Source organism: Vibrio harveyi, assembly GCF_030060435.1.
GTDB classification, from domain to species: Bacteria; Pseudomonadota; Gammaproteobacteria; order Enterobacterales; family Vibrionaceae; genus Vibrio; species Vibrio harveyi.
Map to the genome: position 1 here is coordinate 335411 of NZ_CP125876.1, position 12823 is coordinate 348233.

Genomic DNA, 12823 nt, shown 5'->3' on the forward strand with positions numbered 1-12823 from the left:
GAAACTCGGGGCTAAGTAGGCGTTATTTCGCCATTAGATCTGATGGGATTTCGATGCCCATTTCTTTGTAGTAACGCGCTGCGCCTGGGTGAAGAGGCACTGGCAAACCAGCAATCGCTTTCTCAATCGCCATTGCTTTTGTTGCTTTGTGGATGCCTTGTAGGAAAGGCAGGTTCTCGTAGATCGCTTTGGTTAGCTGGTAAACGTCTTCTTCCGAGATATCTTCACGAACTGCCAAGAAGTTTGGCTGTGCAATGGTGGTGATCGGCTTATCTAGACCCGGGTACGTGTTCGCAGGAATTTCGTACTTCGTCCATAGGTTGTAGTTGCCGTTCGCCTCTTTGATTTGCTCATCAGTAAACGAAAGAATCGAGATGTCTTTACCCAGCGCAGCAAAAGCTTGAGTTACTGCACCAACTGGCACACCCGCAGGCGTGTTCATGCCGTCAATGGTGCCGTTTTGAAGTGCGCTCGCACTGCCGCCGTAGCCCATGTACGCAAGGTTGAATTTATCAGGGTCTACCTTCAGACCTTTCATGATTTGGCGACCCGAGTTCTCAGTACCAGAGTTCTTCTTACCGATAGAGAACTTCTTGCCATCTAGGTTGTTCAGGTCAGTCACTGTGCCAGTTTTTGCTAAGTCAGAGCGAACAATAAAGTGCTCAACGTTTTGCCACAGCATAGAGACTGAACGCAGTTGTTCTTGACGACCGCTCTTCTCATAAGGACCTTCACCAGACCAAGCCCACGCACCATAAAGACCTTGTAGAATCGCGAACTGTGCTTCGTTTTCGTTCAGCAGTTTGACGTTTTCACCAGAGCCCGCAGAGCTGATTGCAGAAAGGGAGAAGTGGTGCTTTGGTGCCAATTTCACTTTGCTTAACGTCGCCAACGCTACGCCCACAGGGTAGTAAGTACCACCTGTCGATGCCGTTGCAAGAATGTAACTACGATCTTCTGCCGCAGCGTTAGCAGCAATACCAAAAGAAGTCACAGCGACAGCCAAAGCTTTTACCAGCTTATTCATTTTCATTATTACTCTCCGTGTAGTCGTTTCACGATTGGGGATTTACATCATGTTAAATCTTTATTAACAACAAATTCCCTAGAGCAATTGAAATGCCAACTTTTAACTCATTGTATTTATTGACTTAAGCACAGAAAGACATCAAAAGTGAGCAAAATTATGCTGATTTGATAGCAAAGCGATGAGCAAGATCTTGCTTATTCAAGAGGAGAAGGTTGTACGCCTAGATCGCAAAAGGTTAATAAAATGTGATCAAGACAAAATAAATGCACGATTGGCTGATAAGCAATATTTTGCCGACGTGATTTTGGATTGGACTACAACTAATGAGCGTCTTAACAATAAGAATAAAAAGCGCATCATTCTAAACTGCTCACTTTACCAGCGGAGGCTTATAGCCTAAACGACTACAAATAGCACAAAAATACAGCAAAACAAGCCATGTTAATGAAATGAAAAGTCATTTATTCTAATTTTAAATTTAAAAACCAGTTCGATCCACCAGTTCAGAAACAAACATTGACCGTATCAACTTATTTTCTACTTCGGGGTTGTGCCAATAGCCTCATGTTCGTTAGGGTAACTACACACCAAGGCAAACGTATTCCTTGGTGCTTTTTTGTCACTAAGGATCACTCATGTCAGCAACTGCGCAATCACAATTCGCTTTAAAACGCCCATCTGGCGTTGCTGCTGCGATCCTCCTGCTCTCTCTGGAACTGATTCAGAGCTGACAGGCTATATCTAAACTTTCTGTCAGCTTGAGAAGAAGCTGACGGGAACACCACATACTCCTCCCATTCCTTTCAGTTTCTTCCAAGCGAAACATAAGAGGAATAACAATGTTAAGCGCACGCAATATCGCCGCTTTGGGCTTCATGACTTTCGCCATGTACTTAGGCGCGGGTAACCTGATCTTCCCTCCATTTTTGGGTTACCAAGCAGGTGAAAACTTTCTGAGCGGGATGTCTGGCTTCCTCTTAACGGGCGTAGGTCTGCCTGCAATGGCACTGGTGATGGTCGCTATCGTAAACGGTTCAGACAAATTAACCGCTGCCCTACCTAAACCTTTGGCGACCAGTTTTTGGGTAATGGTATTTATCGTGATTGGTCCTGCATTCGTAATACCACGTGCGATTACCGTGGCTTACCAATTTAGCTTTGCACCAATGTTTGGTGATGCCGCTTTGGTACCTTTCACAATTGCTTTCTGTGTTATCACCATTTTGTTTGCGCTATACCCGGGCAAATTAGTCGACAACCTAGGCAAGATCTTAACCCCGGCATTGATGGCTATTTTAGTGATCATGTCTGTAACCGCTCTGGTTTATCCAGCCGGCGAGCTTACTACTGCAACGGGACCATATGTATCTGGCGCATTTGCTGAAGGCTTAACCCAAGGCTACATGACCATGGACGCGCTAGGTTCTATCGGTTTTGGTTGGATCATCTTCCGAGCGATTCGCAGCATGGGTGTGGATTGTCCGAAAGCCACCGCAAAATACACGCTAATTGCAGCTTTGATGTACGCCGTTGCCATGGCATTTGTTTACATCTCATTGGCTTACATTGGTTCGACAAGCTCATACTTGGGTTCTGAGTTCAGTAATGGCGGCGACATCTTAACGGCATTCACCTTCAGCCACTTCGGCGCATTTGGTTCACTATTACTTGGTGCCGTGATGGTATTAGCGTGTTTGACTACGGCTATCGGCGTAACCACAGCAGGCAGTGAGTTTTACGACAACACTTTCAGCAAAGTGAACTACAAAGGCTGCGTTATCACGACTATGGTGTTGGCAGGTTTGATCGCCAACGTAGGTCTGGAGCAACTATTGGCTATCACATTGCCAGCGGTTGTGGCGCTTCATCCAGTAGCGATTGCATTGATGATCATGGCACCAGTGCGCAACAAGATGTCGCAAATCATGGTCGTCGCGACGGCGTTCACTGCTCTAACGTTTGGCTGTGTTGATGCGCTGCACATCCTAGGTTACATGCCAGAAGCCGCAAACCAATGGTTAGACAGCAACATGCCGCTGTACCACTACTTTGCAAGCTGGATTGTTCCGACGATTGTCATGGTGATTGTGGGGGTCGTCTTTACCCGCAAGGCAAACCAACAACACACCGAGTTGGCAAACCAAGCCTAGATTGGCAAGTACCTTAACAAATAAGTACTTCAACAAAAAACGGCTTCCTCAGAAGCCGTTTTTTCTATGTATAGTCAGAGCGATTTAAACCAAACTTCTGCATCTTTTGGTTGAGGGTTCGGCGCGGTAAATCTAGCTCGACCATCACATCCGTAATTCGTCCTTGATGTCGAACTAGCGAGTCATGCAGCACTTTACGTTCAAAGTTGTGTAGCTGAATCGCCAATGGAACGCCTGCTTGTGTCTCTTCGGTTGTAGAAGATGGTCGACTGGAGAGAATTTCCATCACGGAGACGGTTTCATCCAGTGCAAAACGCATCGCGACATTCCTCAGCTCACGCACGTTACCGGGCCAAGCGTAAGCAAGAATGGCTTTTCTATCGGCTTCACTCAGCGGACGACTCCCTGGATTACTTTTCAGAGCAAAGTGTTCGAACAAGATCAACGCGTCTTCTTCTCGCTCACGTAGTGGTGGCAAATAGATCTGCGCCACATTGAGGCGGTAGTACAAATCCTGACGAAACTCGCCATGATCATTGAGATCTTCTTTCGCAGCGGCGATCACTCTCAAATCAACCGAGATTTGTTGATTGCCCCCAACGCGCTCTACTGTATGTTCCTGTAATGAACGTAAGACTTTCACCTGCATAGACAGTGGCATACTCTCGATTTCATCAAAGAATAAGGTGCCTTTATCCGCGTATTCCAATTTACCAATGCGCTTTTTACCTGCCCCGGTAAATGCCCCTGCTTCGTGCCCAAACAGCTCACTTTCAAACAGGTTCTCAGGAATAGCACCACAGTTGATTGGCACAAAATGATGGGGGCTGCGTTGGCTTTCATTGTGCAAACTGGTCGCTACCAGCTCTTTACCACAACCTGTTTCACCGTAAATAATCACGTTAGTATCAATGCGCGCTAACTTGGCTACTTGTTCTCTAAGCTGTTGCATCACTCGGCTTCGCCCAATCAACACTTCTTCTAAGCCGCTAACACTAGATAGGTACTCTTGGCGATCTTGAGTAGAAGTTTGTGCGCGATAACTCTCGACCGCATCGGTCACTCGCTGGGATAGGCGCTCAGGTTGGAAAGGTTTCTCGATAAAATCGAACCCACCGTTTTGCAACGCCCCTACTGCCATATCGACATCACCATGTCCGGTGATCAAGATAACCGGCGTTGGAATGTGATTGGCAATCAGGCTTTCTAGTATCGACAAGCCGTCGGTGTCCGGCAGGCGAACATCACTGACAATCGCATCAAATTCTTGGCTAAGAATGGCGGCTTTGCCCTCCTCCCCCAAACTAAACGCGGTCACGTCGAACCCCGCGAGTTGCAACCACTGACTGGTAGCCTGACGAACAATGTCATCGTCTTCGATAAGTGCAATTTTAGGGATGTCGTCAAAAGCCATGAGTTACTGCCTGCTTTATGGGGTGGGAAAGAAATCGCTCTTTGTTAACGGTAGCAAAAACCACTGAGGAGAAAAGGAGCTAGATCTCACTTCTTGATTACAAGTCTTTAACATCCAACCAGTTAGGCGCACTCTTTAATGACTCTCGGTGAGAACGCACTAGCTGAATGGAGTCAGTATGCAGCGCAAAAGGAATGGCAAAACATGGCTTGTGGTCGCAATTGCGGCAGTGCTGATGTTGTCTTGCTATAGCGCCAGTAGAGAGGTCGCCCGTCAATGGTTAAGTGTGCAAACTCAAACCGAAGCTCAGCAAAAGCTGCTCGACTATATTGGTGAAGTTCGCCGTGCACTTAAACGCTTCTACCATCTGCCTTACCTTGTTACCAACAATCCAGAAACCATCGCGTTTGTGAAAGGAAACCGAACTTATTACGAACCGTTGCAAACCCAGCTGACTCAACTCGATAAAGCTGCCAATACAGAAGGGTGGTTAATCCTGTCTAACTCTGGCGAAGTATTGGTATCGAGTTTGATCGAAGAGCGCTTTAGCCTGTCTGACCGGAAAGCCATTGTGGAACAAATTCACAATCAAGGCGGCGGTGTTTCCTTGGTGAACAAAACCAAAGGTTCGAGCCCGTTGTATTATCTTGCAGCCCCTATCTACGACGGTCTGGATATCGCAGGCATTGTGGTGGTGCAAATCAACCTCAGCCTGTTGACCGAACAGACCATTACTAGCCAAGACATCATTACGTTGCAAAATCGCCAACAACGCTTTTTCCTATCGAGTAGCTCGCTTTATAATGCTGACTGGTTTAACGAACCGAGCAACACCGTTCAGTTAGAAACGCAACGCTTATACGACAACACCAATATCAGTGTGTGGACGCTCAACCAGCAACGCTACTTTGCGCACACCGTTAAATTGGATGATTTGAATTGGTACGTCAGCTACCTCACCCCTTCTAAGCCGATTCAACAAACCATAAACGTGATTGGTTGGAGCGTAGCGGCGCTGCTCTTATTGGTTGTATTACTTGTCATCATTGGTCTACAACGTCGCCAAAAGCACATCAACCAACAGCGAATTCAAGCCCTGTTGGAAGAGTCCCAACGCCGCTTGAAACAGATGATCAATAAGACCCACGTAGGTTTGCTATTGATTGATGAACAAGGGCAACTGTTCGATCTCAACCCAATGGCAAAGCGCTTGTTCTGTTTGCCAGAAAGCGTCAATCGACACGCTTTTGCTTGGGAATTATTCGACGCAGGTAATCCCAATTCCACCACACTTAAGTTACTAAAGGACTTGCCTAAACATAAAGAGCTCGCAGAGATCAGCACGGTTGAAACCATTGCCAGACGCAGTGACGGTAGCGTCTTCCCTGTCCTGTTCTCGCTGACCAGTTTCCCTTGGCATGGTGATCAGTATTTCCTTGCAACAATCATCGACATCACTAAGCGGAAAAAAGCTGAGCAATCGCTGCAACAAGTAAACCAAGAGCTGGCGCAGCGGGTAGAAGAGCGTACTCAAGCGCTAAAAGAAGCGCAAAGCCAGTTGATTGAATCGAGCAAAATGGCCGCTTTGGGTCGCATGTCGAGCGCGATCACTCATGAACTCAATCAGCCACTGACAGGCTTGCGTACCCTGCTCACCACAAACGAACTGTTGGCAGAACGTGGCGAAACGGAGATGATGAAAGCCAACAATGTTTTGGTACAGAAGCTGGTTGATCGCATGGCAAGCATGACCAGTCAGCTAAAGACGTTCGCCTACAACAAACCAGAAAGCTTACAGGCAATTTCTCTCACCTCTGCACTCGAAGATACTTTGCGGGTGTACCAATCCCAATTAGAGAACGTGGACGTGCGTGTGCGCGTTCCTCATGACTTACCTAACATCATGGGTGAAGAACAACGGCTTCTGCAGGTCCTTGGCAACCTTGTGTCGAATGCATTGGATGCAATGGACCAAACCGCCAATCCACAGCTGAGTTTGATCGTCACTCCAACCGACAATCAAGTAGAGCTCACGGTAAGTGATAATGGCTGCGGCGTCTCGGATAAAATGCTTGAATCCATGTTCGAACCATTCCAAACCTCAAAGAAAATTGGTAAGGGATTAGGGCTGGGATTAGCGATCACCGCCAATAATATGCGCGATATGAACGGGCAAATTATCGTGAATAAAAATGAACAAAATGGGCTGATTTTCACTTTATGGTTCAAGTCAGCGTGATTTGTATCGATTACAAAACCACCGTTAGAACTAGGCATCCCCGTCGTTTGAGAAAAACACGATCTCGATACAAGAATCCCTCCTTGACCTACACTATTCTCGAACACAGAAAACATACACTTCAAAACGATAAAGAGTGAGAAACATGATTAAGTTTCCTGAACATTTTCTTTGGGGCGGTGCTATTGCTGCAAACCAAGTAGAAGGGTCGTACAACCTTGGGGGTAAAGGGTTATCGACATCAGACATGCTGCCAAACGGTATTTTGAGTCCGCATCAAACCCGTGAAGAACGTACGCCGGGTATCAAAGACGTGGCGATCGACTTCTACAATCGCTACCCAGAAGACATTGCGCTATTTAAAGAGATGGGCTTTAACTGTCTGCGTCTGTCTTTGGCATGGAGCCGCATCTTCCCGAACGGTGACGAGCTAGAACCTAACGAAGAAGGTTTGGCGTTCTACGATAAAATTTTTGATGAACTGGCGAAGCACGACATCCAACCTTTCGTGACCTTATCTCGCTACGAAATGCCTTACGCACTGGTTGAAAATTACGGCGGTTGGGGTGATCGCCGCGTCATCGAATTCTTCGAACGTTATGCTAGCACCGTGCTGGAACGCTACAAAGACAAAGTGAAGCTGTGGTTAACGTTCAACGAAATCAACATGTCACTGCACGCACCATTTACTGGTGTTGGTTTGCAAGAAGATGCCAGTGAACAAGAGATTTACCAAGCGATTCACCACCAACTAGTCGCAAACGCAAAAGCGGTAAAACTGTGTCAGCAAATCGTACCAAACGGCAAGATAGGTAACATGCTGCTTGGCGCAATCAACTACCCATATACCTGTAATCCTGATGACGTGCTTGCTGCAATGCATGAAAACAACAAGTGGTTGTTCTTCGGTGATGTACAAACACGTGGTCAATACCCTGGCTACATGAAGCGTTACTTCCGTGAAAATGGCATTGAAATTCAGATGGAAGCAGGCGACTTAGAAGAGATCGCATCAGCAAGTGTCGATTTCATCTCATTCAGCTACTACGCAAGTGGTTGTGCGAGCGCGGATCCGAAACAAAAAGAAGTGGGTAACATCGTCGATAGCGTACCAAACCCATATCTGGAGAAGAGCCAATGGGGTTGGTTGATCGATCCAAAAGGCCTGCGCGTTCTGCTGAACTTCCTTCACGATCGCTACCAAAAGCCACTGTTCGTCGTAGAAAACGGATTAGGTGCACGTGATGAAATCGATGAAAACGGTGAGATTCAAGACGATTACCGCATCGCTTACTTGAACGACCATCTTGTACAAGCACATGAAGCGATTCTGGATGGCGTTGAGCTGATGGGCTTCACCAGTTGGGGACCCATCGATTTGGTCGCGAACTCAACCGCTGAAATGAGCAAACGTTACGGTTACATCTACGTTGATCGCCACAACGATGGTCAAGGTACATTAGAACGTAAACGTAAGAAGAGCTTCTTCTGGTATCAAGATGTGATTCGCACTGCGGGCGGCTCACTGAAAAACTAAGCTTATTATCTAGATACAAGCCTAGATACAAAGTGCATGTTTATTTAGATATAAAACAGCAAAGCCCTGCAAACGCAGGGCTTTTCTTATTCCCGATTTCAATTCAGTCACATGACTAAACGCCAATTTCACCACCGTCTTCACGGCGAATAACCACCGTTGCGGCACGTGGGCGCAGTTTCATACCCGCAGGTGTTTCTTCCGCAGCATTGTCGCTGTAAGGCCAGTTACCCGGATGCTGAATGTTCACGAACAACGACTTGTAATCTGGGCTAATGGTAAAGCCCGTCACTTCACAGCCGTTAGGACCAACAAAGAAACGCTTCAGCTCAGCTTGGTTATCTGCACCAATCACCTCTTGCGTACCGTTTTCATCCGTCAGTTTTGAAGGCACGACAGCAAGCATTTGGTCATTGGTGTAAGACGTCACTTCATCTGCGCCGTTATCCGTTTGAATCCACAGGATGCCACGAGGATCAAACGCCAATCCATCTGGGCTCGCAAATTGATTCAGTTCTGTCAGGCTGGAACGGTTAGTGTCCGCATCGCCGTTAGCAGGAGCTCCAAACACGAAGATATCCCAAGTAAAGTCTGTCGCCGCTTCCCCTTCATCCCAACGGATTACGTGACCAAACTTGTTGTTCAAACGTGGGTTCGCAGGGTTGGTCTCATCCGTACGTTTGGTGTTATTCGTCAGCGTTAGATAAACCGAGCCTGTGAATGGGTCAACAGTACACCACTCAGGGCGGTCCATTGGCGTCGCACCGACAAGATCCGCCGCACCTGCTGTGTTAAGAATAATTTCAGCCAACGAGTTAAAGTTGTCTGCCAATGTGCCACCAGAGACTGTCGCGCTGTCTAGTGTCAGTGGTAACCAAGTACCAGAACTGTCTTCATTAAAGCGCGCCACATATAGTGTGCCTTCATCCATGTACTTATCGCCTGTGACCAAACGGTTTGTCGGATTTGCATCTGCTGGGTCCCATGCTGCCGCCGACTCAAATTTGTATAAGTACTCGAAGCGAGAATCATGACCTGAGTAAAACACCACAGGTTTGCCTTCTTCAAGTTTACCGAACGTACAGCCTTCATGGCGGAAACGACCTAGTGCAGTACGCTTCTTCGCACGCGAGTTTTGCGCGTATGGGTCGATTTCAACAATGTAACCATGACCATTCGCTTCGTTACGGTAATCGTCCAATGCGCTTGCTCCGGTTGGTTCAACGTTAAATCGTGTAAACTCATCCAAACGCTCTTCAGCATTACCAGCCAACGTTTCCCAAAGATAACGAGTTCGCTCATCATCAACACCAATACGATCTTGTTCTTCAGTACGAACACCAGCATTAACGAAATAGCCCGGCCAGTTTTCTTCACACGTTAGGTAAGTGCCCCAAGGCGTAAAACCATTACCGCAGTTGTTTAATGTGCCACGTGCTTGGCTACCATCTTGCGAAAAGCGCGTAACAGTCAGGTCTGTATTTGCCACGGGGCCCGAGAGATCCATCACTGTCGCACCAGTATAACGGCGGTTTAGTGGATCGGTATCAACCAGTTTCCACATGTTGTCTTCAAGTTGAACGCGAACCACAGAGACACCGTGGGCGTTAATTTCTTTACGTACTTCATCGACGATAGTGCGCACACCACCCACAACAGTAGGACCACTTGGGTGCAATGCTGAGGTATCAATGTATTCATGGTTAATACACAGTAATCCATCGGTGTCACTGTCGTTTAGTGAGAAGAAATGCATGCCGTCATGGTGCATACCAAGCGCATTAAGCTGATCGGCACTCGTGTTGCTGCCATCGTCTTTCCAAGCATTACCTTGTGCATTTAAAGGCGTCCCCCAAGGCACCAACACTTGTGCGACGTAACCTTGCGGAATCGAAACAGCATCTGTCAGTGAGCCAGGAATCGAATCAAAATTGAGGACTGCACTTGAAACGCCAGAGCCATTCCCCGCCGAAGTGCCCGAGCTAGAGGAGTTGCACCCAGAGAGACCAAATGCACCAAAAGCGGTCATTGCACCGACCCCCAAACCACCTTTCAGGATACTGCGTCGAGATAGGCTCGCTTCCAGTACTTCTTCAAAAGGCTTGTTATTACTCTGGTTGTAACGCGTCGCGTCGAAGGTTTCCTTACTCATGGTGTTGCTTTCCCAGTGTTAGGTTGAATTATAGGTTTGTATACCCAAGTGACTTCAAGATGCAGGATTCAGAGCGTTGTCATTGAGCGAGAGGAAGTTTGGAAGAGAAAAGTGACAGAACTAGTCTATCCTTATGAACTTTGTGTTTAGAAAATGTTATAAAACACACATCTATTCTATGTACTCCCGATTTTGCTTGGGCTAAGCCAGATTTGGGGGTATAAGGTGTACTCAAATCATCCACGAGAGATAATCATGAAACTAGATAAAATCGATAACAAAAATCGTCGTCTGCGTAAAAAGCTATTCCTAGGTGAATTCGCAATCCTAGGTTTTGAAATCAGCTGTGAAACAGACATCAACGACTTCGACCGTTACGATGCATTCGTAGATGAGTTTATCGACTACATTGATGGCCTAGATCTGTGCTTCGGCGGCGGCGGTCTAGAACTGTTTGAAGGTTTCCTATGTTCAACTGAGCGTTACGGCAGCGCGACAGAAGAGCAAAAAGCACAAGTTGTCGCTTGGCTAGAAGCTCGCCCAGAAGTAAGCAGCGCGAAAGCAGGCGAATTGGTTGACGCAAACTACCTGTAATTGCAGGGTCACTCTGTAATAAACAGAGTTGAGCAAGTAATGAGAAAGCTGGTCCTCGGACTGGCTTTTTTGCGTTTAGAAGCCGTGAATTTCTGAAGTACTGAGAACCGGAAGCGCGAACCACTTTGATGGCTTGGAACCGTTAGTCTTTGGGAGTATCTTGGTATTTGGGGATACGTAGATATCTGGAAAATGTGGTGAGCGAGAAATAATGGCAGTTTTAGATAATTTTAGAGCTGGCATTTTATGGAAGGTTATCCGTCCATTGCCAGCTCAGTGTCGCGAGTGTGGTTAACTATGCTTTTTTGCTAGCGTCAGTTTTTGTGTCTTTCCAGTATTGGATACGTACACGATGCAACTGTGCTTTTCTCATCTTTTTCATAGCAATCTCCCTCATCTATATAGGTAGCGCTCATCATGAGCTTATTGTCTAAGGTTGTTTTCCCCTCCAATCTATCGGGGAACGAATAAATTAACCGTGATTGATTTCACAACATAATGACAAAACACGCCATGTTGCAGTCAATTTTTGAACAGTTCGACTGTGTTTTATCGTATGGCAAGGGTTAACCTATCCACTGAATATGACAGATTAATGGCAATCAAGTTCCCTATTCCATCTGTCATTGAATCTTAATAATGATTCTCGAATAGCTTAGCAATTAATATACCAGTTGCGCATAACGATACCACGCATGTGCTCAAGCTAAGGTTGGATTCGCTGCTGGTAATGTTGTCGGTAGTCTCGCGGAGTCAGCCCCTTGTAGGTTTTAAAATGGCGATTAAACAAAGCTTGATTGCGATACCCTACTCGCTCAAACACAATGCCAATGGGCAACTCTGTTGACTGCAGCAAGTCGGCAGCATGGTTAATACGCAGTTTCATCAAGCGTTGGCTAAAGGGTTCTTTAAAATGCTTTTTAAACAGACGAGTCACCGCACTTTCACTCAACGATAAATCATTAGCGAGATCGGCAAGTGTTATCTTGCGAGCGAAGTGTTGTTCTAGATACGCGCTCACCTTAGCAACACGCTCTCTTTCTTGTTGCTCATGTTCACTCATCGAGAGATAAGAATGCGTCATCAGTGTTTTGGCTGCTTCATCATGCGCAAGTAACGAAAGTACATGAATAAAGCGAGCTAGTTGCTCCATCGCAGGTACTTTCATCAACTCATGAAGAAGCTCTACAACTTGTTGAGCAGTTCGCTCAGAGAACACTACTCCTTTATTTGCTGCCTTGAGCAACGGATCGAGTTTGCGCAGTTCCGTGCAATAAAACATCAGATTGGCAATCCACTCACGCTTAAACCAAATTACATGGGTTTCACAGTTATTTTCTACCAACGTGGAATGAATAGAATGAGGAACACCCGGCGCAATCAATAACATTTGATTGTGGGTCACTTCCAACTCGTGATGACCAATGTGCAGAGTTCCAGAAAAGTGTCGATGAATGACCAACTCGTACACATCATCATGAAAATGGAAGTCATACTCCTTTTTAGGCTCATCAATACGACGATAGCGCCAAGAAAAGCCAGGTCTCTGCGGTACTTTTTCGATGTGCGCCATTTGTCACTCCACAAGATAGTATTGTTATACGCGCAAATAATATCAGTATTACCGACACATTCTTTACTACGCCTCAATAGTATTGATATTGAGCGGTATACTATCAACTTAGCTCCATCACGCTCCTTATCCTT

The 12823-nt window shown here is 46.4% G+C and carries 8 protein-coding genes; 4 read left to right on the forward strand and 4 right to left on the reverse strand.

Translation table 11 applies throughout. The features are described from left to right. Window positions 1-22: 22 nt before the first annotated feature. Complete coding sequence (locus QMY49_RS18025) at window positions 23-1033, reverse strand: TAXI family TRAP transporter solute-binding subunit (protein WP_005374185.1); 1011 nt, start codon at window positions 1031-1033, stop codon at window positions 23-25. Window positions 1034-1869: 836 nt separating this feature from the next. Between QMY49_RS18025 and brnQ the strand changes: the two genes are divergently transcribed. Then, window positions 1870-3180, forward strand: coding sequence for a branched-chain amino acid transport system II carrier protein (gene brnQ / locus QMY49_RS18030; protein WP_005453319.1), 1311 nt, complete (start codon window positions 1870-1872; stop codon window positions 3178-3180). 64 nt (window positions 3181-3244) lie between these two features. Here brnQ and QMY49_RS18035 read toward each other — a convergent pair whose 3' ends face one another. Then, window positions 3245-4594: a sigma-54-dependent transcriptional regulator gene (locus tag QMY49_RS18035; RefSeq protein WP_283315845.1), complete on the reverse strand. Its 1350-nt coding sequence runs from the start codon at window positions 4592-4594 to the stop codon at window positions 3245-3247. A gap of 178 nt (window positions 4595-4772) precedes the next feature. Between QMY49_RS18035 and QMY49_RS18040 the strand changes: the two genes are divergently transcribed. Beyond that, on the forward strand, window positions 4773-6833 hold the full coding sequence (locus tag QMY49_RS18040; RefSeq protein WP_283315848.1) for a sensor histidine kinase: 2061 nt from the start codon (window positions 4773-4775) through the stop codon (window positions 6831-6833). A 145-nt stretch (window positions 6834-6978) separates the two neighbouring features. Then, window positions 6979-8370 carry a glycoside hydrolase family 1 protein gene (locus QMY49_RS18045; RefSeq protein WP_283315850.1) on the forward strand — a complete coding sequence of 464 codons (1392 nt, stop codon included), beginning with the start codon at window positions 6979-6981 and terminating at the stop codon, window positions 8368-8370. Window positions 8371-8485: 115 nt separating this feature from the next. Here the strand turns inward: QMY49_RS18045 and QMY49_RS18050 are convergent, their stop codons facing one another. Continuing rightward, window positions 8486-10522 carry a PhoX family protein gene (locus QMY49_RS18050; protein WP_061066166.1) on the reverse strand — a complete coding sequence of 679 codons (2037 nt, stop codon included), beginning with the start codon at window positions 10520-10522 and terminating at the stop codon, window positions 8486-8488. 255 nt (window positions 10523-10777) lie between these two features. Between QMY49_RS18050 and QMY49_RS18055 the strand changes: the two genes are divergently transcribed. After that, a complete protein-coding gene (locus tag QMY49_RS18055; protein WP_005453308.1) occupies window positions 10778-11116 on the forward strand; it encodes a YggL 50S ribosome-binding family protein in 339 nt (112 codons plus the stop codon). Between the two features lie 706 nt (window positions 11117-11822). Here the strand turns inward: QMY49_RS18055 and QMY49_RS18060 are convergent. Further along, window positions 11823-12689: an AraC family transcriptional regulator gene (locus QMY49_RS18060; RefSeq protein ID WP_017817364.1), complete on the reverse strand. Its 867-nt coding sequence runs from the start codon at window positions 12687-12689 to the stop codon at window positions 11823-11825. Between the last annotated feature and the right edge of the window lie 134 nt (window positions 12690-12823).